Origin of the sequence: Anoxybacillus sp. B2M1 (assembly GCF_001634265.1) — a bacterium.
GTDB classification, from domain to species: domain Bacteria; phylum Bacillota; class Bacilli; order Bacillales; family Anoxybacillaceae; genus Anoxybacteroides; species Anoxybacteroides rupiense.
Genome location: NZ_CP015435.1, coordinates 3,730,691 through 3,757,545 on the forward strand (window position 1 = coordinate 3,730,691; position 26,855 = coordinate 3,757,545).

Consider the following 26,855-nt stretch of genomic DNA (forward strand, 5'->3'; position numbering starts at 1 on the left):
GCGAAGATGGCACATTTAGGAAAAAGGGTTGTTCTAATTGGAACAGGTTTTGTTGGCTCAAGTTACGCATTTGCTTTGCTCAATCAAGGCGTTACGGAAGAGCTTGTGTTAATTGATGTTAATCAAGAAAAAGCGGAAGGGGATGCAATGGACTTAAACCACGGTCTTCCGTTTTCTCCTTCACCAACGAAAATATGGTTTGGTGATTATCGTGATTGCGAAAACGCCGACCTTGTTGTCATCACGGCTGGAGCCAACCAAAAGCCGGGAGAAACTCGTTTAGATTTAGTTCATAAAAATATGAAAATTTTTGAATCCATCGTTTCAGAAGTCATGAAAAGTGGATTTAACGGAATATTTCTTGTTGCCACAAATCCTGTCGACGTTCTTACCTATGCGACATGGAAGTTTTCAGGGCTTCCGCATGAACGGGTGATTGGCTCAGGAACGATTTTAGATACAGCCCGTTTCCGTTATTTGCTCGGACAGTATTTTCAAGTGGATGCCAGAAATGTTCATGCTTATATTATTGGTGAGCATGGCGATACCGAACTTCCGGTGTGGAGTCATGCAGATATCGGCGGAAAAGCTGTAACAGAGTTTATTCGTGAGCGCAAGCAGTATAAGCAAGAGGACTTAGAAACAATCTTTGCGAACGTTCGTGATGCCGCCTACCATATTATCGAGCGCAAAGGGGCAACCTATTATGGAATTGCCATGGGTCTTGCCCGTTTAACAAAGGCGATTTTACAAAATGAAAATTCTGTGCTGACGGTATCTGCTTATTTAAACGGTGAGTATGGCCATGCGGATATTTATATCGGCGTTCCAGCCATCGTCAATCGCGGCGGCATCCGTGAAATTGTAGAGTTAAAGCTGTCAGAAACGGAAAAAGCGAAATTCTCCCATTCAGCCACGGTATTAAAAAATGTTCTTAACCCTTTTTTCGGAAATAAAGCGCATCCTTCATAAAAAAGCTGTGTTAGTTGTAGACAATGTCCATTTGGACTTTGTCTACAACTATTTTAACATCGTCCACCGAGAAGTCTCCTATCTCTTAACGGAGAGTAGGTGAGGGAGGTTTATGCAACATCCGTTCATGGTGACATTTCTACTTGCAGACTGGCTGGACAACGCTTGGCAGAAAATGAGCGTAGTCGAATGAAGACGCAAATCGAACAAAAGACGCTTATGAGTGTGAGTGGACGAACGGGGCCAGTGTCACAGAATGAAAGCGTTTATCCATAGTCTGACGCATCCTTCATAAAGCATAAAGGATGCGTTTTATAATTTATCGGTTTTGGGGAAAAAGAATAGAGAAATCATGAATGGGAGGCGAAAAAAGTGAATAAAACGATATATGCCATTACGGCTGTAATCGCTGCGATTTTCCTGTATCGCTATCGTTATCGGTTGCTGAATGGAGTATTGAGCATTCGTCCCTTGCAGACACTGCTTGTGCGTGCAGGAATGAGCATTCCATTTGTTCGCAAAGCAGTTGTTTCGCAAGTTTTTCATTAATTATGGTACAATGGCTAAAAAATAAGCTTTTCGTCATAGCACGTGGTTTTTAACGATATGAAAGGGAGAGGGAAACGTGGATCTGTTTTATTGGCAGCTCGTATACTTTTTGGTGAAAAACCGCTATCGAATTATCAAATTATCGAATGCGCCTCATGAAATATGGTTAGAGTCTTTCGAGCATAAAGGCGCTCCGCTTATTCGGCTTGTGCGGTATGATATCGATTGGAGCAGCTGGCTCCAACGTGATCTTGAATATACGCGCCAGATAGCTGAACAGCTGCAAAAACGGCATTTACGCCGTTCGCTTCCAATCTTGAATATCTATATTTCCGCTTATCCGCCGGTTGATGATTGGGAATGGATCGTGAAGGAACCCACTGAGCATTCGAGCTTACATACGATATTGGTTCATTCAGCCAACCAGATGCAAGCGTTGCAGGACATAAGCCAAATCATCCATGTTCCCGTTTCGCTGCCCGCGATCGAACACGATATGGATCCCCAGTTTGCGATCCAGTCTATCCAAAGGCATGTCTTCCGCCTAGAAAAAGAAAGGCAAGAAAAAGAGAAGCGCCTGATGGAGCACGGCAAGCCACGGATTGTCTATGCATTAATCGCGATCCAAGTATTGATGTTTCTTTTTCTTGAATGGAAAGGAGGCAGCACGAATTCTGCTGTGCTGATTCAATATGGAGCAAAGTTTAACCCGCTGATTCAATCGGGGGAATGGTGGCGGCTGATTACACCGGTTTTTTTACATATTGGTTTTCTTCATTTATTAATGAATACAATGGCGCTATATTATTTAGGAATCGTGGTCGAACGTTTATATGGCTCTTGGCGCTTTTTGTTTATTTACTTGTTGGCAGGCTTCTTCGGAACAGTCGGCAGTTTTTTATTCACCTCTTCCATCTCCGCAGGAGCGTCTGGAGCGATTTTCGGCTTATTTGGCGCCCTTCTTTATTTTGGTACGGTATACCGCCATCTTTTCTTTCAAACAATGGGGGCTAATATTATAGGATTAATCGTGCTTAATCTAGGGTTGGGACTGTTGATTCCCGGGATTGATAACGCCGGACATATCGGTGGTTTGATTGGTGGTTTTCTGGCAGCCAATATCGTTCACTTGCCGCGCCATCGTTCATGGAGCAAGCAATTGCTTTCGTTTCTCGTGACATTGTCATTGCTTTCTTTTAGCTTATATATGGGATTTAAAGGATAAAGATTATGGGGAAATATGCTGGCGCAATTGCACAGTTTCCCCATTTTTCGTTTTCGTCAAAACAATTAAATGGGAGTAGTCTTTACTTATTAAAAGAAGCGGAACGGTGCTTCCAATTGGCGAAATAATCGATCCATCCTTTTGTTTGATTCCTAAAAAATAGTTTTTGTACAATCCTTCCCATAGATTGCCGATAATGGCTTGGGTTTTTGCTTGCGAAAGATCAGGAAACGGCTGCTCGTTATAGGAAAGCAGCTCTGGCAAATACAAGTGATAGTAGCGTCGTTCATTAACCCCTATTTCTTCAATCATTGCTTTAGCTGTATATTCAAGAAGCTGTGAGGAGGCTTTGTTTAATACTCGTTGCCATTCTTTTTCATTTGCTGTTTTGGCGTGACGGAAAGAAGTAAATGGAGAGTATGGAGAAGCAATGACATATAATTGATCGCCACTCATTTTTTGACTGCTCGTAATGGTGTCTCCGCGATGAATCTCTCCATAGTGAAAAGAAATCGCTTGGAAAAAATGACTATCGGTCGACTGAAAGGACCGTTCTTGCCGCAGTGATTGGTCAGCCTCTCTCCATTTAGACAAAGTCCCCATTAAACGTCCATCTGCAAACAGTAAAGAAATATCTTGCCGCAAATACACTTTTTCGTTTAAAGAAGAAGAGACCGTCCAAGAAAGGGAATATGAATGGTGCGATTTTGGCGACCGAGCATGTAAAACGGTTGCGGTTTGCTGAAAGCTAGCCTCTTGGTCAATAGGAAAAAAAGTGATGGCCTCTTGTGATGGCTTCTCAAAAGAAAACGGAAAAAGATAAAGGCTTATCAATAGTGTGACAAATAGAGGGATCATCCAAAAAAGTGCTCGCTTCATATTTTTCCTCCAATAATATGGACAAGTTTTCACCAATGTATATGCAGAGAATTTGGAAAATATGTATGAATTCTCGCGCGGCTGTCAATGCTGGAGGATAAATGAGAGATCGTGCAGGTGAAAAAACGATGGAACGAACAAAGCGGGCTATTTCCACATCATTGTCTGAAAATGTTGCTTATTTGCGTGAGCGTCTAGGTGTTGGCAAAAGTTTTGATGTTATTCATTTAGATGTAGAATATGCAGGACGCAGCATGGCTTTTTTTATGATTGATGGATTTGTCAAAGATGATATCTTGCACTATATCATGAAGTTTTTAGCAACCCTTGATCAACAAGCGCTTCAGGAAAGTCCGATCGAGAAATTGTTAAAAACGTATTTGCCTTATGTGGAATTAGAAAAGACGGATGATTTAAATCGAATTGTCGATGGAGTGCTTTCAGGTCCTACGGCATTAATGATCGATGGGATCGCTTATGCTATTTTGATTGATGCTCGCACGTATCCGGTTCGCGGACCGCAAGAGCCGGATATGGAACGGGTGGTCCGCGGCGCACGTGACGGCTTTGTCGAAACCATTGTTTTTAATACGGCGTTGACGAGAAGGAGAGTGCGCGACCGAACACTGCGTATGGAATATATGCAAGTAGGGAGGCGATCCAAAACCGACATTTGTGTCTGTTATATTGAGGATATCGCAAATCCGGAAATTGTTCGCAGTGTGAAGGAATCGATTTCCAAAATTGATACAGATGGGCTGCCAATGGGAGAAAAAACACTTGAAGAATTTATTTCTGGACGACATTGGAATCCTTATCCGGTTGTCCGGTACACGGAACGGCCAGATACGGCGGCCGTTCATTTATATGAAGGTCATGTCTTGGTCATGGTTGACGGCTCACCCAGTGTCTTGATTATGCCAGCGACATTTTGGCACCATTTACAGCATGCGGAGGAGTATCGCAATAAACCCATTGTTGGCGCCTATTTGCGCTTGGTCCGCTTTTTAGCTGTTTGGGCCTCGCTTTTTCTGCTGCCGCTATGGTATTGGGCGATGACTAATTCTGATCAGCTGCCTAGTGCCCTTTCCTTTATTGGGAAAGCAAGTACAGGAGCTCTTCCGTTATTTGCCCAGCTCATTGTGATTGAACTCGGTATTGATATGCTAAGAATGGCGGCGATTCATACGCCTTCCTCCTTAGCGACGGCACTGGGACTTGTGGCGGCTCTGATGATTGGGGGAATTGCTGTAGAGGTCGGCATTTTTTCCAATGAAGTCGTTCTTTATTTTTCTATTGCAGCGATTGGTACATTTGCGACACCAAGCTATGAGCTGGGATTGGCGAACCGCCTTGTGCGCATTGGCTTACTCATTGCTACCTCTTTATTTGGCGTTTACGGTTATATCGTTGGAATTACGTTGTGGGTTATGATGCTAGCGCGCATGAAATCCTTTACGATTCCTTATTTATGGCCCTTTATTCCGTTTTCCTACCGGGCGATGCGCGACGTGTTGATCCGCTCTCCTATTCCGTTAAAAAATCGAAGACCGACCGTGCTGCATCCGCGTGATCCCGATCGATAAAAAGGCTTATCTTTTCGTAAGATAAGCCTTTAACTGTTGATAAACGCTTTCATTCTGCATTACTGGTCTCGCTCGTCTCCCATATTTTGTTCGATTTGCATCTTCCTTCGTCTATGTTTCTTGTTAACCAAGCATTTTCAAGCGAGTCTGATATGGAAAAATCATAATTAATTTAAATAATGACCGGCAAAGCCAAAAGTGACTTTTTCTACAATCTGAAGCCTTCTTTTATGTTTTTTATAGCAGGGATCGTTTCCTTTCTTGACGGCTTGCTCCGTTTGTTTATAAATTTATAATATGTACAAAAACGATATATAACATATAGCGCGGGTGAAAAGATGAAAACGGTTTATGATGTTCAGCAGCTTTTAAAAAAGTTTGGAACGATTATTTATGTCGGCGATCGGGTAGCTGATTTAGAGTTAATGGAGGAGGAGCTAAAGGAGCTATATCAATCGCAGCTGATTGATGTGCAGGAATACCAAATGGCGCTGTTGATCGTGAGGCATGAGGCACAAATGGAACGAGAAAAACGAATGAAAAAGGGATGAATAGAACATGAAAAAATGGTTAGCAGGTGTTGATTTAGGTGGCACAACAATTAAAATGGCGTTTATCAATATATATGGGGAAATGATTGATAAATGGGAAATCGATACAAATCATACTGATCACGGAAAACATATTGTTACTGATATTGCTAAAGCAATTGATCAAAGGCTGGAAAAGCACGGTCAAGGAAGAGAGAAGATACTAGGGATCGGCATGGGGGCGCCTGGTCCTATCAAAGGAGACACAGGAGTCGTTTATGAGACAGTCAATATTGGCTGGAAAAACTACCCTTTGAAAAACCTGCTTGAGGCGGAAACATCGCTTCCTGTTGTTGTGGATAACGATGCTAATATGGCAGCCATTGGCGAGATGTGGAAAGGAGCAGGGAATGGCGCAAAAAATTTAGTTTGTGTCACGCTTGGGACAGGAGTTGGCGGCGGTGTGATTGCCAATGGTCAAATCGTGCGCGGAACGAATGGTGCAGGTGGTGAAATTGGCCATATTACCTCCATCCCGGACGGAGGAGCTGCTTGTAATTGCGGAAAAACGGGCTGCTTAGAAACGATCGCTTCGGCAACAGGAATTGTGCGTATCGCAAAAGAAAAGCTGACCAATAGCGAAGCTGATAGTATATTGCGGCAAGCAGAGCATGTAACGGCCAAAGATGTATTTGATGCAGCTAAAGCCAATGACAGATTGGCGCTTGAAATCGTTGACTTTGTCACCTTTCATCTGGGACTGGCTCTCGCTCATGTTGCCAATGCCCTGAATCCGGAAAAAATTGTCATTGGCGGCGGTGTATCCAAAGCTGGTGACATATTAGTTCAGCATACCGGCCATTATTTTAGACGCTTTGCTTTTCCTCGTGTAGCAGAGGGAGCTTCTATTGTTACGGCAACGCTCGGCAATGATGCTGGAGTGATTGGCGGTGCTTGGTTGGCCAAACAAGTGTTTTTATCATAGCAGCATAAAAGGCTGATGGTTTCGTGCAATCAGCCTTTTTCTTATATGAACCGCATGGCCAAGTTTATTCGTCATTTTAAAGAGACGAAGGGAAAGAACGGCTGACATGTAGTAAAATGAGCGATCTCTCCATAAAAATAGAATGATGGTTCATGGTGAAATCACTCGTACATCCTTCTGAGCATACAATACTCGTAAATATTTTGGGGCAGTGGCCAGAAGGAGGAAGAACCATGGGGATTATTAGAGGAAGCGAGTATATTGAAAGGATTGACAATCAGCAGGCGGATGTTTGGATCGATGGTACCCCCGTCACGGGGAAACGATCTGAGCATCCAGCTTTCTCGGGAATTATGCGCAGCCAAGCGAATTTGTATGATGCTCAGCATCATCCAGATAAGCAACACATTCTTACGTTCCGGGCTCCAAACGGCGAATTAGTAGGTGCTTCTTTTTTGCGTCCGACGACAAAAGAGGATTTGGAAAAAAGACGCCTCATGTTTCAGGAGTGGGCGAAAATCAGTGCCGGCATGATGGGAAGATCACCTGACTACATGAATACAGCTGTCATGGCCTTAGCTGCTGCTGCCGATATGTTTGCGGAGCAACGACCTGAGTATGGCGAGCATGTACGTCATTTATATGAGCAAGCAATGAAACATGATTGGTCTTTTACACATACGTTTATTAATCCTCAGAAAAACCGTTCTCTTGGTTATATAGAAGATAATGAGGAGATTGTGGCGGCTAAGGTCGTCGATGAAACAGCCGATGGCATTGTCTTAAAAGGAGCGCGTCTTTTGGCTACTCAGGGAGGAATCACCGATGAGCTCCTCGTTTTGCCTGCTGGCGGCAATTATATTGGTGATGAGTATATTTACGCATTTTCTCTTCCGACAAACACGCCAGGATTAAAGTTTATTTGTCGCCCATCGTTTGCAGGCGGCTCGTCGGCGTTTAATTATCCGCTAAGTTCGCGATTTGATGAAGTGGATGCGCTTGTTGTTTTCGATCATGTGCTTGTACCGTGGGACCGTGTATTTTTATATAAAAATGCATGGCTGGCTAAAGAACTGTATACAGAGAGCCATTTATCGGCGATGCTTTTGCATCAGGTACTTTCCAGGAGAGTAGTCAAGACGGAATATTTTCTTGGGGTCGTGCATTTGCTGATTGAATCAATTCAAATTGGGGAATATCAGCATGTCAAAGAAAAAGCAAGTGAAATTGCTGCTGCATTAGAAGCGTTAAAGGCATTGCTGCTGGCATCAGAAAGGGAGGCGAAACCAGATCGCCGCGGTACGATGATTCCTGCCCTAGAACCGTTATCTGCGTCAGCCTTTTTATATCCGCGAATGTATCCGCGTTTTGCAGAAATTGTTCAATTGCTTGGCGCCAGCGGCCTCGTTTGTTTGCCGACAGAAAAGGATTTTGCTTCTCCTATTCGTTCAGATTTAGATCGCTATTTACAGGCAGCGACGCTGGAGGCTGAAGATCGGGTACAATTGTTTCGCTTGGCATGGGATATGACCATGAGCGCGTTTGGAACAAGACAAACGCTTTATGAGCGCTTTTTTTTCGGTGATCCTGCGAAGTTTTCCGTCAGTTTTTACAACGGGTATGATAAAACGAAATGTGTTCAAATGGTGCAGCAGTTTTTAGAAAGTACGAATGCTAACGGATAAAGCGAATGGAACTCTCCAACCTGCCATCTTACAAAACGAAACATAAGGTTAGACCTTATTGATAAAACGGACGATTGGTTCATAAAGGCAGAGGGAGCTTCTATTGTTCCTAATCCCCACTTAGGAAAGAAGTCTCCCTTTTTAAGCGTGTAAAAATGGTAAGGAGAGATAAATTTCGGTGGGCGATCACCCCGATTTTTGCTATATTCGATCGCTCATGTTCTTTGTTCGCCGGATATATGGGGTGTCTGGAGAAAAAGCGTGCGAAAACCAAGCGTATTTTTTCATGCACAAAATATCCTAAGTACGAAAGCACTCGAATTGTCGGATACCAAGCGATCAAATCACCCGAAGGAACGTTGAGGACCATTTTCGTTGTGGAGCAGAGAAGCTTCTATGTTCAAGCGTTAGGGTAATCCCCAGAAGAAGAATCCCTATTTTCTCGACGATCGGCTCCCTGTTAAAATCAGATCATCCCCTGCTCACTTTGGAACAAAGATGGACGCATCTCCCTATTATGATGATTGAACAAATCCAAGTGAAACTTTTTCTTGGTGACAAACGTATATCCATGATGCATGCAGTACCTTCAGAAAGGCCCTTTTTACATAGAAATGTGGCTTGCGAGTCAAATGGCTAATAGACTGCTAGCATGAAAAGTTTTGTCGCGACTCTGGAAGGGTTGAATGACTAGCTCTCTATATCAAACCGAAAAAAATATGTCCGGAAGGTTCTGAGCCCTATCGCTTTCAGGCCCATGGATGGTTCTGTGAAGCAGCATTGCTTGATCGTTCGACTGTCAACAAACAGTTTTTACCCCCTATTTATACAAAAGTGAACGTGTCGAGTTACATCTATAGGAAGTTGTTGCGAAAAGTTTATGTATCGGCCATATAACAAAAATAAGTTGCCTTTTTGTCAAAAGAATATTAAGATATATGGTGGAAAATAGGAATAATATCCATTTTATGGTTTGTTTCTGGTAGAAGAAAGGATGGAACAAAATGATCAGAAAGCATCGCTTTTTGCTGATCGCCATAGTTTGGTTATGGCTGAAGACATATATTGTCTATAAAACTAGCTTTGATATTGAAATTGAGTCATCGCTTCAAGAGTTTATCTTATTTATTAATCCATTAAGCTTTTTATTGCTTGTTTTCGGATTTGCTTTATTTATGAAAGAAAAATGGCGCAACCGCTACATTGTTGCCATTAGCTTTTTAGTCACCGTTTTGTTGTATATTAATGTAATGTTCTATCGATTTTTTAACGATTTTATTACGCTTCCCGTACTGTTTCAAACGAGTAATTTAGGGGATTTAGGGAATAGCGTGTTTGAGTTGTTCCACTTTGCTGATTTATTGATGTTTGTCGATGTTGCTCTATTTGCATGGTTGGTTTGGAAAAAATCGTCGTTTGTGGCATTTGAGCGCGTGACAAAAACAGAACGCTCTGCTTACTTTTTAATATTGACCGCGCTTGTTTTAGTGAATCTCGATCTTGCAGAAGGACAAAGACCGGAGCTGTTAACGAGAACGTTTGACAGAAAAATGCTGGTGAAAAATATCGGCATGTACAACTATTTAATTTATGATGCCGTTTTGCAATCGAAGACAAAAGCGCAAAGAGTGTTAGCGAATGGCAACGAGCTCGCTGAAATTGAAAACTATATTCGCGCGAATGAAAAGGAACCAGATCAGCAATTGTTTGGCATCGCTAAAGGCCGCAACGTGATTATTGTGTCAATGGAATCGTTGCAGAGCTTTGTGATCAATAACCAGATCAATGGACAAGAGATTACTCCGTTTTTAAATGATTTTATCAAGGAAAGCTACTATTTTGATCATTTCTATCATCAAACAGGACAAGGGAAGACATCTGATGCGGAGTTTTTAATTGAAAACTCCTTGTATCCGCTTGGACGCGGCGCGGTTTTCTTTACTCATGCGACCAATGAATACCATGCCACTCCAGAAATTCTAAAAAACAAGGGCTATTATACCGCCGTATTTCATGCTAATAATAAAAGTTTTTGGAATCGCGATGTCATGTACCATTCGCTTGGTTATGACCGATATTTTTCCTTGGATGATTTTCATGTGACAGAAGAAAATTCGGTAGGTTGGGGATTAAAGGATCAGCATTTCTTTGAGCAATCCGTCGCGCATTTAAAAACATTGCCGCAGCCGTTTTACGTTAAGCTGATTACGCTGACTAACCATTTTCCATTTGAATTAGAGGAAGAGGATCGAATGGTGCCGGAGTATACGTCGAATGATCGGACTGTCAATCGCTATTTCCCGACGGTTCGTTATATGGATGAGTCGCTGAAAATGTTTGTTGAATGGCTGAAGAAGGAAGGGCTCTACGAAAACTCTGTCATTATTTTATACGGCGATCACTATGGCATTTCGGAAAATCATAATGAAGCGATGGCGCAGTATTTAGGAAAAGAGGAGATTACTCCTGTCGACCATGTTCAATTACAGCGGGTTCCTTTAATCATCCATATTCCAGGGGTGACGGATCAGCATCCAAAAGTCATTTCGAAAGTAGCGGGACAAATCGATGTGAAGCCAACTTTGCTTCATTTATTAGGAATTGACACGAAAAATGATATTCATTTTGGTCAGGATTTGTTCGCTCAAGACAAGCTAGATTTGGCGATATTGCGAGATGGAAGCTTTGTTACAAAAGATTATGTTTATAAAGATAATACTTGTTATGATAAAAAGACAGGGTTGAAAACAGATAACTCACATTGCGAGCCGTATGCGGAAAAAGTGAAGCAGGAACTTGATTATTCCGATAAAATTATATATGGAGATTTACTCCGTTTTTATAATGAAAAAGCGGAAAACGAGTAGTCGCTTGCCGACTACGGCAGAAAAGTCAGGAATCTAGCGTATCAATCGGGTTTGATTGGATGATCCACATCACTGGTTATGTTATATCTAAATGTAGTTTGTCGGTTGAGAAAATTCGTGGCTCCCAATCTAATTGCTTCACTTATTGTCCTCGGGTGGTAATCAATGGTGAAGGAACGGTAACTGTCAAAACTCATTAGACAGAAAGCGCTACAGGCCCCATTCATGATGGAATGGGGCCTGCGCTTGTTTATCGGTCATTTTCTTTTCACTCCATCATATGTTGAAAAGAAGGAAAAAAATGAAGGAGGCGATACAACGGATGATTCGTGCCCGACAAGGCGATACGTTGCATATGTATAGCCAATGGCTGGCTATTCCGCACGAGTTAATAGCGGAAGCAAATCCGCATGTAAGTAATGAATTGCATGATGGTGAAATCATTCAAATTCCAGGATATGATGTCGTCACGTATCATAGTCAAACATCAGAAACACTGGAGCAAATCGCCTGCTCGGCTTCGCTGCCTACAGAAGTGTTGCAGCGAATGAACGATGACCGTCTTCCATTACGAATTCCCCGGCGGATTGAGGCGACATTGGTTAATGGACAAAAACCGTATGATTTTGCTAGTATGAAACAAGATATTGACGACCTATGCACACATTACCCCTTTATTAAACAAAAAGTAATTGGAACAAGTGTATTAGGGCAGCCGATCATAGAGTTGACGATTGGATGCGGCCCGAAAAAAATTCATTTGAATGGCTCCTTTCATGCGAATGAATGGATCACGACGGCGGCCATTATGTCATTTATTAATGAGTATGTACTGGCATTGACAAATGGAAATGTCTTGTTTGGACATACGCTAATGGACTATTACAAAAAAGTAACATTGTCAATTGTGCCGATGGTCAATCCAGATGGAGTAGATTTAGTGTTGAACGGACCGCCAAATCAAGAACCATATCGAAGCGAAGTATTGCGGATCAATCAAGGAGAACGAGATTTTTCGCAATGGAAAGCGAATATTCGCGGAGTCGATTTAAATAATCAGTTTCCAGCTAAATGGGAAATAGAACAAGCCAGAAAAATCCCGAAATCACCTGCCCCTCGCGACTTTCCGGGATTTTCCCCTCTGACAGAGCCTGAGGCGAAAGCCATGGCAGATTTAGCCTACAATCGTGATTTTGAAATAATAGTGGCGTTTCATACCCAAGGAAAAGAAATTTATTGGGGATATGAAGGCTGGGAACCGGAAGACGCGGAACCGATTGTAAACGCATTAGCAAAAGCGAGCGGGTATCAAGCAATCCGTTATATTGATAGCCATGCCGGTTATCGTGATTGGTTTATTCAAGAATGGAAACGTCCAGGCTATACGGTTGAGTTGGGTGAAGGAGTCAATCCGTTGCCGCTCGAACAGTTTGGACAAATTAAAGAGCATGCTTTAAAAATGCTGCTTTCCTTATTGGCCATCAGTTGAAGAAACGAAGCTCCTCCGATTATAATTGAGGTAGAAAAAGAAACTGAGATAAAGGGAGCTAGACAAATGGCCATTGTTGATGTAACAGTAATTCCAATCGGAACGCAAGGACCAAGCGTAAGTGAGTATGTAGCTGAAATTCAAAAAGTGTTGGAAGTGTATAAACGAGAGGGAAAGATTGATTTTATGCTGACGCCAATGAATACGATCATTGAAGGGGAGCTTTCCGTATTGTTTGAAGTCATTCAAGCGATCCATGAGGTTCCATTTTCCAATGGAATTCAGCGGGTAGCGACCAATATACGAATTGATGACCGACGCGATAAAAAACGAAGCATGGCTGAAAAAGTGACAAGTGTCCGCGAAAAATTAAACGAAAATAAAAACTCAAGCCCGTCTCGTGTGGACATATCACCTGAATAGAGACCGCGTAAAAATGGTTGTAGACAAAGCCGATTTTGACTTTGTCTACAACCTGTTCTTGTTTTAATGTGTGCCCGTTGGAAATCCGTGATGAATGACGGTCATAATGGTAAACCAGCCGAATACAGCCGCTGTTCCTAAACCAAATAATAAAGCAAGTATATTCTTTTGACGCAATGAACGTACAATTCCGTAAAGCGCTAACAATGTCACAAGTGCAAAAATGATGACCAATCCCATTATACTTACCCCCTTTTCGCAAGTAAAACTGTATGTAAAGAAATGAAGAATCACTTTACATTTTAATCGTTTTTTCCCATTTTGTCGAGGTCGAAAATGTGAATAACAACATGGTAGACCGCTGCGTTTTTCACCAGCAATTCCTCATATTGCCTATCGATCCAATAGATGATGGTGCCTGTTGACTCCTGGGCAATCATGTATTCTTCAAGCTGAAGCAGAAACATGTCGATTTCCAAAGGATCGCCATCTACAATGGAAAAGGCAGTGACCAAAGATGCAAACAGGTAGAAGCGCCCATTTGCTGAGAGAAAGCCATAATCGCTAAACAACGATGTGGTGGTAGTCGGCTGTTCCAGCTCAAAAAGCGTTTCATAGCTGGAGATCAAGTTAGGGAGCTGTGAAACAATGACCCATTCCTCATCTTGATCAAGGATCGTGCTGTTTATTTGTTCGAACGGCGAAAGCGCATATCGCTTTATCATATGATTCCCTCTTCTTTTTCTTTTTATTGTAACAAATAAAGAGGTAGAGTAAAATGATGGATATAAAGAATGAAGGGAGTATGTTTATGAAATGGAACCGCATTCCGCTTGGACCACTGGAAACTAATGCCTATATTTTATCTCACTCTGATGGAACGTGCCTCATTTTTGATCCCGGAAGCGAAGGGGAGAAGCTGATCCGTTCGATTGAACAGCAAGGATGGGAGCCGTTGGCGATTTTGCTGACACATGCTCATTTTGACCATATTGGAGCGATCAATGACTTGCTAATCAGATGGGAGCTTCCGATTTATTTGCATGAGAAAGAAAAAACTTGGCTCTCTAACCCATCATTAAATGGATCTGCCTATTTTATCGGTGAGAAGGTGCAGGTTGCACATGAGCCACATTGTTTGCAAAACGAAACAACGTTGACGATCGGCTCATTTGTCTTGGAGGTTTTGGAAACGCCAGGGCATTCACCAGGCAGTGTTTCCTACTATTGTCCTGAGATAGAAGCGGTGTTTTCGGGAGATACATTATTTGCTGGAAGCATCGGGCGCACGGATTTACTAGGAGGAAACTATGAAGAGCTTATGCGGAGCATTCATGAGCGCTTGCTTGTTTTACCGGAAGAAACAGCGGTATTACCGGGACACGGACCGGAAACAACCATTGGAACGGAAATGGACACCAATCCATTTTTGCATGGTTTTTAAAAGGGCTTCATAAAAAAAAGCCCTTCTCAATAATTGAGAAGGGACTTTGGGGGATGTTCTATCCATATAATGGGAGGGGATATAGTTAAGCTACTATCATAACAATATAATAATATTTTCACTATGTCAATAGTGAAAAACTCCAAAGGAGAAAATAAAATGTGTAATTTTTTGTTGGAGAAGCTTAAGGCATCGCCAAATCAACGAATGTCATATGCCGATTACATGAATGCAGCTTTATATGACGAACAGCATGGCTATTATATGAACGAGCGTATAAAAATTGGCCGTCATGGTGATTTTTATACGAGCAGCCATGTATCGAGTGTGTTTGGCACATTATTTGCGTCTTTATTCATTAAACTAGTGGAAACGGGGCGCATTCCTCCATGCATTTGCGAACTCGGCGGGGGAGATGGGGTTTTTGCTCGTGCTGTTTTGCAGGAATGGAAAAATCAATCACCGCATACTTACCAATCATTAACCTATATCCTCATTGAAATTAGTCCATACCAGCGAACAAGGCAAGCAGAAATACTAGGAGAATTCGCTGAAAAAGTGATACAGTACCGGCATTTTGACGATTTTTGTAAAAAGCATGCGCCGTTTTCAGGAATTATGTTTAGCAATGAATTTTTTGATGCGCTTCCTGTGCATGTGATAAAGAAAGAAAAGGGACAGATATATGAGCTGTTTGTCGCTTTGCGTGAGAATGAACTGGTAGAAGAGCCGCATATGTTGCAAAATGAACAGATTATCGTTTATTTGCAGGAACGAAATATTGTTCTAAAAGAAGGGCAACGATTGGAAGTTCCGCTTGCTATGAAATCTTTTCTATTAGAAAATGCTCATGTATTTGCGGAATGTGTGATGATTACTGTCGATTATGGCTACACCGATGAAGAATGGGCAAACCCCGCCCGTCATCAAGGAAGCTTGAGGGGATATTATCAACATCGGCTTATCCAAGATCCTCTCGCTTATCCCGGACAAATGGATCTAACCGCCCATATCCAATGGGATGCCCTGCGAATGTATGGAAATATCGCTGGATGGGAATGGGTGCAAACCATTAGGCAGGATCGTTTTTTATTGGCGGCAGGAATATTAACACAATTAAAGGAGCATGATGGCAGCGACCCGTTTTCAGAACAAAGCAAGCGCAACCGAGCGATTCGTTCGCTGATGATGGATGAAGGGATGAGCGCATTTTTCCAAGTGATGATTCAGCAGAAAAATCTCCAAATGGATTGGGAGAAAATTTGGGTGGAGCCCAGCTTTTTATAAGTGCCGACACGCAAAAAAGCGATGGAATTCCATCGCTTCAGACTATTGACAAACGCTTGCATCCTTTGTCAAGGGCCTCGTTCGTTTTGGTTTGATTCGTGTCTTCATTCGGCAGCGTTTTTTGTCTACCAAGCATGTTCAAACCAGTCTGATGTGAAACCATCACTGTCCATGAAGAGGGTGAAAATGATGATAGACAAAGCCAATGCTGGCTTTGTCTATCATTTTGTAGGTTATTCCCCTACTCCGGGCACAAGCATAAATGTGGTCCAATACGTAAAGGCCGCGAAGAAAATCGTTAAGTATGCGCCAAAAATATAGATGTACATCCGCTCTGTCAGCTTTAAGTAGCCTAACAATAAGAAGAACAGCGTTTGGCCGAAGAAAATCAAGGAAGTGGTATGCATATGGCCAAGGTAAAACATTACTGCAAAAATACCAGTCCAGAACGATAAAACACGGAACATGCGGTCCATCTTATGTATCCCTCCTTTTTGCCCTAATAGCTGCCTCTACATATTATAATGTACAGATTATAGCTGTGTAAACAGCGCTTTCAATTTTCGGAAAGAAGGCCGACTGCAGCGGATGAAACGAGATGGCCTTCCAAGCGCATTTATTCACAAGCGGATGCGAATAAATGCGCGATAAGAGCAGGAATCGCATCCGTTTGCCATATTATCAAGTTCGATTAGCTCCACGTTATCAAAAAGCGCTTCAAACATGCCGCGCAAAAAAGCATGATGCATGCCACAGACCGTTTGTGGATGATGCAAAGCGATCTCTTTAAATGGACAGTTAAAAATTTGAAAATAAATTTTCTGCGTTGTTTCGTTATAATCAAACGAAGGATAAAATCCAGCGGCTTCAGCCGCTTCTTTTAAAAGCTGAACTTTTTCGGCAAATGATAAATGGGCGATTGGCCGATCATGAGGAAAGCGTTGCTGAACCATCTCTTTTCCAAAGTTTTTTCCTGTTTCATATAGCGCCTGTTTTCCCTGTTCCCCTAATGACATCATTGTCTGAATCGCGATTTTGGCAAGCAGCTGATAATCGCGAAACGGGAAATGCAGATGAATCACATCCTCCGACAAACGGTATAGCCGGCTTGGACGTCCTCCTTTTCCAGTCTTTTGCGTCTCCGAAACAAGCATGTTCACATCTTCCAGCTTTGTTAAATGAAGCCGTGCCACATTTGGATGGATGCTGAACACCTCTGCAATTTCCTGAACGGACACTTCTTTGTGTTTTTTCGTAATGTATTCATAGATATGATACCGGGTTGGATCAGCTAATACATTTGTAATTTTTAAAACTTGATCCATGGTTATTCACTCCTACACAATCGGATGCTATTTCTATTATATTACATTTAATTTTCCATTGGAATGATATTTATAGTAATTAATGGTCTTATTGATGCAAAATTCATAAATTATTCACGATTTTGCTTCCGCATCAATCAAAGGATGCAAAAATTTTTTAGGTGAAGATGCAGGAATTTGTAGAAAAATGGAGAATTTATGATTTGGTGCTGATTCTATCTAAGAGAAAAGGGGTGAATGGATGAACGAAATTGAACAATTAGCGGATCGTCTCGTAAAAGAGGCGAGCGAAATCGGTGCCTCAGATATTCATATCGTTCCAAGACGAGATGATGCCCTCATCCAGTTCCGCATGGATGGAGCGCTCGTTGTGAAGGGCATGCTGGAAAAGGGGTTATACGAGCGGCTGCTTGTTTATTTTAAGTTTTTGGCGGATATGGATATTGGAGAGCGGCGTCGCCCGCAAAGCGGAGCCATGGAAATCACTCAAAACGGAGTTCATGTCAGCTTGCGCTTATCTACGCTTCCGACGCTTTATGATGAAAGCCTCGTGATTCGTCTCCTTCCTCACAACTCACTTCTTCCTCTTTCACATCTTGCTTTATTTCCAAGCACAACGCGAATATTGCTGTCGCTTTTGCATCATTCCCACGGTTTGCTTATTTTTACGGGACCGACCGGTTCAGGAAAGACGACCACTTTATATACGCTGTTAGCAGCATGTCAGAAAAAGTGGCCACGCAATGTCATTACCTTGGAAGATCCTGTGGAAAAACGGATCGAAAATATGTTGCAAGTTCAGGTCAATGAAAAGGCGGGGATCACGTATGCAACAGGGCTAAAGGCGATTTTGCGCCATGATCCCGATGTCGTGATCGTCGGCGAAATCCGCGATGAAGAAACGGCGAAAATCGCGGTACGCGCCGCTTTGACAGGACATTTAATCTTATCGACGATGCATACAAAAAATGCTATCGGTGCGATTTATCGCTTATTGGAGTTTGGCGTTTCTTGGCGGGAAATCGAACAAACGATGCTGGCTGTGACAGCCCAACGCCTTGTTGAACTGATGTGCCCATTTTGCAAAGAAGCGTGTTCGGCTTTTTGCCGCCGGCAAAGGAAGATCAGACGAGCGGCCGTTTACGAATGTTTGCATGGAGAGGCGCTGGCAAGAGCGATTCAAGCGGCAAGAGGAGAAGAGGTGGAGTATCGGTATCGCACGCTGCAGCACATGATGAAAAAAGGAGTGGCGCTCGGCTTTTTATCACCTTCCGTTTTCAAAAGAGAGATGATAGAAGATGCGTAAAAAAACATGGCCGCTTCAAGAGCAGGGACAATTTTTATGGCGGTTAGGTCAGCTTCTTGAAAAAGGCTATTCCTTATCTCAGGCGATAGAATTTTTAGAAATCCAGCAGCCCGTTTTGCGCCGTCGCGATTTGCAGCACGCTCTTTCCCTTCTTCGCTCCGGTTTCGCTTTTTATAAAGTGCTAGAAGCTCTTTCTTTTCATTCGGAAGCGGTAGGATCGATCTTTTTCGCTGAACAACACGGAGATTTAGCTCAAGGACTGGCGGAAGCAGGGAAATTACTGCTCAGCAGGGCGCGCTATTGGCAACGAATTCGCAAAGCAGCTCGCTATCCTCTTTTTCTTCTTTGTGCGGTTGCGATCATGCTTGCCTTTATTCAGCAATTGCTTCTTCCGCAATTTGTGCAGTTGTCATCCTCTTTGGATTCCCATCGCTTTTCGTTTTCCCAAATCATTCTTCAGCTTTTTTCGATTTTCCCCTCTGTTTTCACTGCTCTTTCATTTCTTATTGGCGCAGTGATAGCCGGTTACTATTTTTGGCTGAAAAAGCTGCCTCCGATCGAACAAATCAAAATATATCTTCGCATCCCTTTTGTTCGTCATCTTTCCATGTTATATCACACCCATCTATTTGCTTTGCAGTTCAGTCATTTATTAAACAGCGGCTTATCTGTCTATGAAGCGCTTCAAGTATTTGAAAAGCAAGAAAATGTTCCATTTTTGAGAGCCGAAGGCGCAGCGTTGAAAGAACAGCTAGTTAAAGGACAACGATTAGAGGAGATGATTGGCAGCCGATCTTATTACGAGAAGGAATTAGGGCTTGTCATTCGTCACGGTCAATCCAATGGCGAGCTGGCGATGGAGCTGTTCCATTATAGCCGGCTAGTGCTCGAAAAGCTGGAAGAGAAACTTGAAAAATGGACACGTACGATTCAGCCGATCCTCTTTTCGTTTATTGGGCTACTCATCGTTTTGATGTATTTATCGATTTTGCTGCCGATGTTTGAAGCGATGAATAAGTGAAAAAGGAGGAACCGATGATGCAAGAAAAAGGATTCACATTGATCGAGATGCTTATCGTTTTGATGGTGATTTCAGTTTTATTGCTTATTGCCATTCCCAATATCGTCAAGCATAACCAAATGATTAACGATAAAGGATGCGAAGCATTTGTTAAAACCGTGCAAGCACAGGTTAAGGCCTATCAGATGGAGCATGATACCCTTCCAACTATCCGACAGCTTGTTGATGGAAATTATATTAAATCGAATAAATGCCCTAACGGCCGCACCATTTATATCGATAGCAGCGGGGAAGTGCATGAGGGTGAGAAATAAACGCGGGTTTACCCTAATCGAGCTGCTCGTTGTTTTAACGGTTATCGGCGTTCTTACAGCGGTCTGTATCCCGCATATGGATCAATTTTTGCAGGCTAGTGAGGAGAAGTACGTGATTGAGCAGCTGACAGATGATTTGTTGTATGCACAGCAATATGCACTTACTCATAAAACAGCTGTAATGCTCATCTTTTATAATGGTCAAAGGAAATATCGGATTACAGAAAGCTATACACTCGGAAGGACGTTGATTGAACGCCAACTTCCTTCGTCATGGATGATTGAGCTGGCAACCTTGCAAAGCCCCCTTTCTTTTTTGCCGAACGGAAATGTAAACAAATCAGGCACCGTCTTTTTTAAAAAGGGGTCATCCGTTTATAAAGTTGTATTTTTACTTGGAAAAGGGAGATTTTATGCACAAAAGCTGTAAAGGATTTACCTTAGTAGAAACCGTTATAGCGCTGTCTCTTTTATTGTTTGTTACGACTATCTTGCTACCAGCTATTACTCAAGTGATGATGGAGCGGCAAAATCAAGCATTAAAGAGCCATGCCCAGCAGCTGCTGAACAAAGAAATGGGAAATCAGGAGCCAGTAATAGAAAAAGCCGTTGTGGTTGAAGGAGTAGAATACAAGGTTTTGCGAAGTCACAACGAAAATGGAGTGATGAAAATCTGCATTCAATGGCATGATTATATGGGAAGGAAGGCGGAAAGATGTGGATATTACAAAAACAGTGAGACAAAGCCGCGGCTTTACGATTATTGAGATGCTCATTGTGCTATCTGCTGTTTTGTTGATTGTTAGCTTTTTTCCAATATTGTTGGATATTCGTTGGCTGCGGACAGAGAAGCAGCCACAGTTTAATCGTTTGGAATGGCAAGTACTTCTTCAGCAATTAAAGCAAGAGGTGCGCGAGTCTCGACAGATTGCGAGCGATGGAGAAAAGCTGTATCTGTATAAGCGGGGAGGAGAAGAGGTTTGTTTGGAACAATATGGCTTGTTTATCCGTCGGCGAGTAAATGGTCAAGGGAATGAAATTGTCCTCCAATCTATTTCTAGCATTCAGTACAAATTGGAGGAAAATGGTGTAGAAGTAGTGGTAATAGCGAACGACGGAAAACGTTATTCAGCGTTTATTTCTACATTTTTCCCAATAAAGGTGAAGCGGCTGTGAGAAATGAAAAAGGAATGATTTTTCCGATGACCGTCATGTTTTCATGTGTCTTTCTCTTTTGTCTGCTTCATGTGCTGCGTTTATATGAAATGGAGCTGGAATTTGCTAAAGCTGAGCAACAATCGTATGAGGCGGATTCATTAATGCAAATGGCTGTTGTCGACATCAAAGCGAGCATTGCATCCCATGTGCCGACTCAACAGACAAACAACGGAATGTTTGTTTACCCTAATGGCAGAGCGGAATATAGCTGGCAGCAATTAAGCAACGATCAAGTCAAAGCAAAAGTTTCTGTTTTTTCCAATGAAGGGGTTCGCTATACGGCTGAATTTACAGTCTCCTTCCCCAATTTGGAGCTTCTTGAGTGGAAAGAAAGCTTATGATCGATCTTTTAGAGTATCAAGCTACCATCATTAAAAAATAGGATGTCCCAACAAATGGCCGCGATGAACAGCATTTAGCTTTTTATCGTTGGAGCGTCATATCGAGTGACCATTGGTTTTGCAGAGGCAGGCAATCCAACTGTGAACCGCTTCAAAGACTGATTCGTCGATCGAAAGCGAGCGCAGTTTGGATCTTGGCCATATGAATCCGTCATTGTCGTCTATTGATTTTTCAAAGACCATTCGTTCTAGTTCAAGCGGCATTTAGCGTAGCAAACGAATAAGAGGGGAGTTCACCATTCAGCGATGATGTGGTATGTTTGAGAAAAAGCGAAAGAAAAGGAGACGAACGATGCAACGAATTTATTTGACCGGTTTTATGGGAGCTGGAAAAACCACGATCGGCCAATGCTTAGCTAAGCGATTAGGCCTTTCGATGATCGATACAGACGAATACATTGAAGAGCAGATCGGAAAAACGATTAAGCGCATTTTTGCGGAAGAAGGGGAGGCGGCATTTCGGCAATATGAAAGGGAGTTTTTGCGCGCCTTGCCTCTTGATAAGATCATTGTGACAACAGGGGGCGGCATTGTCATTCAAAAGGAAAATCGCGATTGGATGAAGCGGACAGGAACGGTAATTTATTTGCATTGTGAGTTTGCCGAGCTCTTGAAAAGGTTGGAGCATGATGATACGCGCCCGCTTCTTTCCCAGCACCACCGTCAAGGTTTAGAAGAGCTGTGGCAGCAGCGTTTGCCGTATTATCAAGAAGCGGATTGGATCATTGATACGACGGGACAAAGCATTGAACAAATTGTGGATGAAATCACGAAAATGATTAAAAACGATCCGCCATGGAAATACTAATAGCCAAAAAAAGGCGGTGTGAGAATGTCTGCCAATGACTATGTTCGATTTGTTACTCAACAACTGGTGCGCTACATGGATCAGCCAAAGGAAGAACGGAAAAAAAGACGGGAAGAGCGAAAGCAAGGAAAGGAGCCGATTTTATATCGCTTATTTGGAATGATTCCTCTTTCCCTTAAACTTCTTTGGCGAAGAAAATCATAGCGAGAAAAATGCTCGATTGCGAAGTGACTCATATGGTAGACGAAAGAAGTATCATATAGATGTAACTTACCATCTTAATATTTGCCATGATATGAAACCGTTTGTTCACAGCCTAAGAGCTCAGATATCAAATCTGAGCTCTATTTTCTTAAAAAAGCCATCTTTTTTGGAGGTATATTCCGCATTCGCACGACAAAGAAAAAAGCGGTGATTTTTTCAAATGCTGAAACGGTTTCCTCCTTTTTTTTCTGATTCTGCTTGCTCTATCTTTAAGTTGAATGAAGAGCGTCAAGTTAAGCCGTGCGCGGTTGTAAATAAAACAGCCCTCCGTTAATAATAGAAACGGTAATTTTTGGCTTATATTGCTCCTCAAGCGCTTCTTCCTCAATATAGTAGCACTCCGGTTTTTCCGCTATATCTTCATAAAAATGGTCCAAAAGCGCCTTATCCTCTTGCCAACGTGCGATCGCTTCTTCTGCCCATGTATGATCGTCTTGGTCAATGATGCGTTTGACGTATTGCTCTAATCTTCCAATGCCGCTGCTTGGTTTAATAATGGGCGAAATGGTGAAGCAATAGTCAGGAATTTTAGGAGTCAGCGCAAGACGCTGCAGCTTCTCGTGAAATTGTTCGACAATCGCCCCGCTGATTAAATGTAAGCCAAGAGATAAAAATTGGTCTTTTTTTCGATCGCATTGATAGGAGATCCTCATATTTAAACCAAGCCAAGGATGGAGCGGAATAGAAGATGGCCCGATTGCTTGTGCCTGTTCATAAAGACGAATATAGCTGCCGCGGCGCTGCGCCGACTGAAAAATTTGATGAAGTCTAGGTGATCCGAAATGAAGCCGCTCTCCTGTGAGCGAGCGGGTTTGCTCATTTTGCTTCGTAATAAGCGTTAGCTTCATCGGTGCTGGCGTGCCGCCTGTCCGCTCAATATAATGCCAATAAAAGGGGCGGTTCATCAGTTCTTTATCTAATTCGACGGATAGTTGGACTGTGAGATGGCCGTCCGTTTCTTCCACAATGCTGCAATCGTTGGTTTGAAAATAGCGTTTCAGAAACTGTTGAATGTCATTTTGCTGCATAGTGCTCCCCCTTTGTTAGTTGATCAGCCAAATCAATCATAGAAGTTAGATTTTCCATTTTGATTTGCATTTCCCGTTCATTGTGTGAATGAAAGAATATATCATGCAAATAATTTTCTAGGTTATTCATATTCATTCTAGTTAAAATATCGTCTAATTCACCAACCACTCGTTCAAATAAGCGGATTTTGTCATAAAGAAGCTTTAAAATATGCTCTTCTACTGTATTTCTAACAGCGAAATTGTAAATGTGAACATCCTTTGTTTGCCCTAGACGATGCACACGTCCAATTCGCTGCTCGAGGCGCATTGGATTCCAAGGCAAATCGTAGTTAATGACATGATGACAAAACTGCAAATTGATTCCTTCGCCTCCAGCTTCAGTTGCAATAAGAACTTGGACACGATTTTTAAACAGTTCTTTCATCCAGTCTTTTTTGCCGCGTTTAAATCCTCCGCGAAAGGGAACAGAAGAAATGCCGTTTTGCTGTAAAAACCATTGTAAGTACAATTGGGTCGCTCGATATTCGGTGAAAATAATGACTTTGTCATCAATGCGGCGAATGAGTTCCAAAGCTTTTTCGGCCTTGGAATTGGCAGTGACAGCATTGATTTTTTCCATTAGTGCTTGAAAATATGAAGGGATATTTCCTTCGTATTTGTTGATCATGTTTTTAAGGGTGAAAAACAGGGCTTCGCGGCTGCTACAAGCTTCACGAAGCATCGTGATGAGCGAAAACTGACTGTTAAGCATAGCGCCATTAGATTTCAGCATTTGTACAGCTTCGTATAGTTCGCGCTCTTCTTTTGAAAAGTCAATCATGACGGTTTCGACATGGCGCTTCGACCATTCAATGCCGGTATTGGCACGCCGGTTTCGGATCATTACTTTATTTACAAGCGCTTTTAAATGCTCATCTGTCTGTAATGACCGCTCTTTTCCATATGTTTCAGCAAAGTAAGTGGCATTTCCTAAATGTCCAGGCTTCAACAATGAAACAAGATGGAAAATTTCCTCTATCCGATTTTGGATAGGAGTAGCCGTTAATAATAAACAAAACTTCTTTTTTAAATTTTGGACAAACTCGTAATTTTTTGTTTTATTATTTTTTAGCTTGTGCGCTTCATCGATAATGACCATATCATATTGCTGCTCGTAAATGATGTCGCGGTGAGGACTTCTTTTGGCTGTATCGATCGATGACACAACGACATCACATTGTTCCCAAACGTAACTCTTTTTTTGCGGGACGGCAGGGATGAAGAACTTTTCGTTTAATTCCATCGCCCATTGGGAAACGAGGGATGCCGGAACGAGGATGAGCACTTTTTTTACTAATCCGCGAATCATATACTCTTTTAAAATCAAACCCGCTTCGATCGTTTTTCCAAGTCCTACTTCATCCGCCAAAATTGCTTTGCCGTTCATTTGTTCAACCACCTGCTTTGCAACCTCCAACTGATGCGGCAAAGGAGTGAGATGAGGCAGATGTTTAGGAGCTTGCAAGCCATCAAACTCTGGAATGAGCAGATGCTCAGCAGCTTCTAATGCCAGCTGGTACATCTCCCAGCTAGCCCAAGGCCCATCCTTTTCGATTCGTTCCACAAATGATTCTTGCCAAGATGAATCAAATTCGATTTCGATCATCATTATCTTCTCCTTTAATAACGAACATTTTTATTTATGAAACATTGAATATGCGGTTAATTGTTAATTATTTACTTGGTTACGAAATAAAAAGTTCGGTTATTTTTCTTGTTTTTCAGCGAATTTTTATTGCTCTTATGCGCATGTTAATGGTAGTATAATAATAAATTAGAAAGTTAAAAAAATTATTTTCCTGCTTTTCCTATAGTTTGACCATTTTTATCGAATTTTATATACCGGCGAATGAGAGCAAGGGGAGAGACTACAAATTGTAGCGCCGAAGGAGCAAGTGGCAACACGAATCTCTCAGGCAAAAGAACTCTTGCTTGACGCAGCTCTGGAGAGTGTTCACTCATGTGAACCACCCAAGGGGAAACCTGTGTTTAAACGCGGGGAAACTTTCAGGTGAAAGGACAGAGACTTCTTTGCATTTTTTATGTGGGAGTCGTCTGTCCTTTTTTATGTATTTTAAGACAGGAGGTTCTATATGCTAAGACGCACACCTTTATTTTTTGTGTATGCCGAATACGGGGCAAAAACGATTGATTTTGGCGGTTGGGAGCTGCCTGTTCAATTCTCAAGCATTAAAGAAGAACATGAAGCCGTTCGTATGCGTGCGGGATTATTTGATGTATCGCACATGGGCGAGTTTGAGGTGAAGGGAAAAGATAGCCTTGCCTTTTTACAAAAAATGATGACAAACGACGTTTCGAAATTAGCAGACGGCCGGGCACAATATACGCTTATGTGCTATGAAAATGGCGGCGCGGTCGATGATTTGCTTATTTATAAGAAAGCGGACGACCATTATCTTCTCGTGGTTAATGCTGCAAACATCGAAAAGGATTTTCATTGGCTCCATGAACACCTTTTCGGCGATGTAGAACTTGTGAATATTTCCGATGAAATCGCACAGCTTGCTTTGCAAGGACCGCTTGCTGAGCGTGTACTGCAAAAATTAACGCCTATTGATTTATCTGCGCTGAGATTTTTCGGCTTCCAAGATGATGTTGATTTACAGGGGGTAAAGGCCCTTGTGTCCCGTACAGGGTATACAGGTGAAGATGGTTTTGAAATTTATTGTCGCGCAGAAGATGCGGTGACGCTTTGGTATGGGATTTTAGAAGCTGGAAAAGAGGAAGGGGTGCTTCCGTGCGGTCTCGGTGCGCGCGATACGCTTCGATTTGAAGCATGCCTGCCGCTTTACGGCCAAGAGCTGTCTAAAGACATCACGCCTATTGAAGCAGGACTCGGTTTCGCTGTGAAAACGAATAAGGAAGTCGACTTTTTTGGAAAAAGTACATTGCAGCAACAAAAAGAAGCAGGAACGAGCCGAAAGCTTATCGGCATTGAAATGATTGATAAAGGCATTCCGCGCCATGGGTATGACGTGTTTTCCGAAGGAGAATGGATCGGGATTGTAACAACAGGAACACAATCGCCGACATTGAAGAAAAATATTGGCTTGGCGCTGATTCGAACAGAATGGGCTGATGTAGATACGGTGGTAGAGGTCGATATTCGCGGGAAACGCTTAAAAGCGAAGGTCGTCGCTACACCATTTTATAAACGAGCAAAATAGATCAAAAGAGGAGAGAGGA

The 26,855-nt window shown here is 42.3% G+C and carries 29 protein-coding genes and 1 riboswitch; of the genes, 22 read left to right on the plus strand and 7 right to left on the minus strand.

The genetic code is table 11. The features are described from left to right. Window positions 1–6: 6 nt before the first annotated feature. The 3 genes from GFC28_RS18105 (at window position 7) to GFC28_RS18110 (ending at window position 2,746) form a co-directional block, all read left to right on the plus strand. Window positions 7–972 (plus strand): L-lactate dehydrogenase, encoded by a 966-nt coding sequence (locus tag GFC28_RS18105; protein WP_044744525.1) that lies wholly within the window; start codon window positions 7–9, stop codon window positions 970–972. Between the two features lie 372 nt (window positions 973–1,344). Continuing rightward, window positions 1,345–1,521, plus strand: coding sequence for a hypothetical protein (locus GFC28_RS19570; RefSeq protein WP_172798667.1), 177 nt, complete (start codon window positions 1,345–1,347; stop codon window positions 1,519–1,521). A 76-nt stretch (window positions 1,522–1,597) separates the two neighbouring features. After that, window positions 1,598–2,746, plus strand: coding sequence for a rhomboid family intramembrane serine protease (locus tag GFC28_RS18110; protein ID WP_044744524.1), 1,149 nt, complete (start codon window positions 1,598–1,600; stop codon window positions 2,744–2,746). A gap of 3 nt (window positions 2,747–2,749) precedes the next feature. On the opposite strand, the gene GFC28_RS18115 is transcribed toward GFC28_RS18110, so the two are convergent. Then, window positions 2,750–3,625 (minus strand): hypothetical protein, encoded by an 876-nt coding sequence (locus tag GFC28_RS18115; RefSeq protein ID WP_044744523.1) that lies wholly within the window; start codon window positions 3,623–3,625, stop codon window positions 2,750–2,752. Between the two features lie 128 nt (window positions 3,626–3,753). Between GFC28_RS18115 and GFC28_RS18120 the strand changes: the two genes are divergently transcribed. The 7 genes from GFC28_RS18120 to GFC28_RS18150 all read left to right on the plus strand — a co-directional run bounded on the left by GFC28_RS18120 (window position 3,754) and on the right by GFC28_RS18150 (window position 13,190). After that, window positions 3,754–5,211, plus strand: a complete 1,458-nt coding sequence (locus GFC28_RS18120) for a spore germination protein (protein ID WP_044744692.1) — start codon at window positions 3,754–3,756, stop codon at window positions 5,209–5,211. Between the two features lie 338 nt (window positions 5,212–5,549). Next, a complete protein-coding gene (locus tag GFC28_RS18125; protein WP_044744522.1) occupies window positions 5,550–5,762 on the plus strand; it encodes a YqgQ family protein in 213 nt (70 codons plus the stop codon). 7 nt (window positions 5,763–5,769) lie between these two features. Further along, entirely contained in the window at window positions 5,770–6,726 is a 957-nt protein-coding gene (locus tag GFC28_RS18130; RefSeq protein WP_044744521.1) for an ROK family glucokinase, read from the plus strand. 233 nt (window positions 6,727–6,959) lie between these two features. Next, window positions 6,960–8,411 (plus strand): 4-hydroxyphenylacetate 3-monooxygenase, oxygenase component, encoded by a 1,452-nt coding sequence (hpaB, locus tag GFC28_RS18135; RefSeq protein WP_044744520.1) that lies wholly within the window; start codon window positions 6,960–6,962, stop codon window positions 8,409–8,411. 1,004 nt (window positions 8,412–9,415) lie between these two features. After that, window positions 9,416–11,278: an LTA synthase family protein gene (locus tag GFC28_RS18140; RefSeq protein WP_044744519.1), complete on the plus strand. Its 1,863-nt coding sequence runs from the start codon at window positions 9,416–9,418 to the stop codon at window positions 11,276–11,278. 322 nt (window positions 11,279–11,600) lie between these two features. Then, window positions 11,601–12,767, plus strand: a complete 1,167-nt coding sequence (locus GFC28_RS18145) for a M14 family metallopeptidase (protein WP_044744518.1) — start codon at window positions 11,601–11,603, stop codon at window positions 12,765–12,767. 66 nt (window positions 12,768–12,833) lie between these two features. Continuing rightward, window positions 12,834–13,190 carry an MTH1187 family thiamine-binding protein gene (locus GFC28_RS18150; protein WP_044744517.1) on the plus strand — a complete coding sequence of 119 codons (357 nt, stop codon included), beginning with the start codon at window positions 12,834–12,836 and terminating at the stop codon, window positions 13,188–13,190. 63 nt (window positions 13,191–13,253) lie between these two features. On the opposite strand, the gene GFC28_RS19070 is transcribed toward GFC28_RS18150, so the two are convergent. Beyond that, a complete protein-coding gene (locus tag GFC28_RS19070; RefSeq protein WP_044744516.1) occupies window positions 13,254–13,430 on the minus strand; it encodes a DUF2759 domain-containing protein in 177 nt (58 codons plus the stop codon). 62 nt (window positions 13,431–13,492) lie between these two features. Beyond that, window positions 13,493–13,915, minus strand: coding sequence for a hypothetical protein (locus GFC28_RS18155; RefSeq protein WP_044744515.1), 423 nt, complete (start codon window positions 13,913–13,915; stop codon window positions 13,493–13,495). Window positions 13,916–14,001: 86 nt separating this feature from the next. Between GFC28_RS18155 and GFC28_RS18160 the strand changes: the two genes are divergently transcribed. Together GFC28_RS18160 and GFC28_RS18165 are read left to right on the plus strand one after the other, a co-directional pair. Then, entirely contained in the window at window positions 14,002–14,634 is a 633-nt protein-coding gene (locus tag GFC28_RS18160) for an MBL fold metallo-hydrolase (protein ID WP_044744691.1), read from the plus strand. Window positions 14,635–14,793: 159 nt separating this feature from the next. After that, complete coding sequence (locus GFC28_RS18165; protein WP_044744514.1) at window positions 14,794–15,921, plus strand: class I SAM-dependent methyltransferase; 1,128 nt, start codon at window positions 14,794–14,796, stop codon at window positions 15,919–15,921. Window positions 15,922–16,154: 233 nt separating this feature from the next. Here GFC28_RS18165 and GFC28_RS18170 read toward each other — a convergent pair whose 3' ends face one another. Beyond that, window positions 16,155–16,397, minus strand: coding sequence for a DUF2626 domain-containing protein (locus tag GFC28_RS18170; protein WP_044744513.1), 243 nt, complete (start codon window positions 16,395–16,397; stop codon window positions 16,155–16,157). A 144-nt stretch (window positions 16,398–16,541) separates the two neighbouring features. Beyond that, entirely contained in the window at window positions 16,542–17,246 is a 705-nt protein-coding gene (locus GFC28_RS18175) for a helix-turn-helix transcriptional regulator (protein WP_044744512.1), read from the minus strand. Window positions 17,247–17,487: 241 nt separating this feature from the next. On the opposite strand from GFC28_RS18175, the gene comGA reads away from it, so the two are divergent. The 9 genes from comGA (at window position 17,488) to GFC28_RS18220 (ending at window position 22,518) form a co-directional block, all read left to right on the plus strand. Beyond that, window positions 17,488–18,552: a competence type IV pilus ATPase ComGA gene (comGA, locus tag GFC28_RS18180; protein WP_044744511.1), complete on the plus strand. Its 1,065-nt coding sequence runs from the start codon at window positions 17,488–17,490 to the stop codon at window positions 18,550–18,552. Then, on the plus strand, window positions 18,545–19,573 hold the full coding sequence (comGB, locus tag GFC28_RS18185) for a competence type IV pilus assembly protein ComGB (RefSeq protein WP_044744510.1): 1,029 nt from the start codon (window positions 18,545–18,547) through the stop codon (window positions 19,571–19,573). Before comGA ends, comGB begins: the two co-directional genes overlap by 8 nt. A gap of 17 nt (window positions 19,574–19,590) precedes the next feature. Further along, complete coding sequence (comGC, locus tag GFC28_RS18190; RefSeq protein ID WP_080862312.1) at window positions 19,591–19,887, plus strand: competence type IV pilus major pilin ComGC; 297 nt, start codon at window positions 19,591–19,593, stop codon at window positions 19,885–19,887. After that, the gene (gene comGD / locus GFC28_RS18195; protein WP_044744508.1) at window positions 19,871–20,317 is read left to right on the plus strand and encodes a competence type IV pilus minor pilin ComGD; all 447 of its coding nucleotides are present in this window, start codon (window positions 19,871–19,873) and stop codon (window positions 20,315–20,317) included. The genes comGC and comGD overlap by 17 nt, the downstream gene beginning before the upstream one ends. After that, on the plus strand, window positions 20,301–20,654 hold the full coding sequence (comGE, locus tag GFC28_RS18200; protein WP_044744507.1) for a competence type IV pilus minor pilin ComGE: 354 nt from the start codon (window positions 20,301–20,303) through the stop codon (window positions 20,652–20,654). Before comGD ends, comGE begins: the two co-directional genes overlap by 17 nt. Then, entirely contained in the window at window positions 20,605–21,063 is a 459-nt protein-coding gene (gene comGF, locus GFC28_RS18205) for a competence type IV pilus minor pilin ComGF (protein ID WP_052660993.1), read from the plus strand. Before comGE ends, comGF begins: the two co-directional genes overlap by 50 nt. After that, on the plus strand, window positions 21,060–21,446 hold the full coding sequence (gene comGG, locus GFC28_RS18210; protein ID WP_044744505.1) for a competence type IV pilus minor pilin ComGG: 387 nt from the start codon (window positions 21,060–21,062) through the stop codon (window positions 21,444–21,446). Before comGF ends, comGG begins: the two co-directional genes overlap by 4 nt. Window positions 21,447–21,798: 352 nt before the next feature. Further along, window positions 21,799–22,314, plus strand: coding sequence for a shikimate kinase (locus tag GFC28_RS18215; RefSeq protein WP_044744504.1), 516 nt, complete (start codon window positions 21,799–21,801; stop codon window positions 22,312–22,314). A 24-nt stretch (window positions 22,315–22,338) separates the two neighbouring features. Further along, complete coding sequence (locus GFC28_RS18220) at window positions 22,339–22,518, plus strand: YqzE family protein (protein WP_044744503.1); 180 nt, start codon at window positions 22,339–22,341, stop codon at window positions 22,516–22,518. A gap of 293 nt (window positions 22,519–22,811) precedes the next feature. On the opposite strand, the gene GFC28_RS18225 is transcribed toward GFC28_RS18220, so the two are convergent. Together GFC28_RS18225 and GFC28_RS18230 are read right to left on the minus strand one after the other, a co-directional pair. Continuing rightward, a complete protein-coding gene (locus GFC28_RS18225; protein WP_044744502.1) occupies window positions 22,812–23,606 on the minus strand; it encodes a YqhG family protein in 795 nt (264 codons plus the stop codon). After that, window positions 23,593–25,254 (minus strand): DEAD/DEAH box helicase, encoded by a 1,662-nt coding sequence (locus GFC28_RS18230; RefSeq protein WP_369818753.1) that lies wholly within the window; start codon window positions 25,252–25,254, stop codon window positions 23,593–23,595. The genes GFC28_RS18225 and GFC28_RS18230 overlap by 14 nt, the downstream gene beginning before the upstream one ends. A 243-nt stretch (window positions 25,255–25,497) precedes the next feature. After that, a riboswitch (glycine riboswitch) is annotated at window positions 25,498–25,586 on the plus strand. A gap of 155 nt (window positions 25,587–25,741) precedes the next feature. Here GFC28_RS18230 and gcvT point away from each other — a divergent pair. Beyond that, complete coding sequence (gene gcvT / locus GFC28_RS18235) at window positions 25,742–26,836, plus strand: glycine cleavage system aminomethyltransferase GcvT (protein ID WP_044744500.1); 1,095 nt, start codon at window positions 25,742–25,744, stop codon at window positions 26,834–26,836. Window positions 26,837–26,855 lie beyond the last annotated feature (19 nt).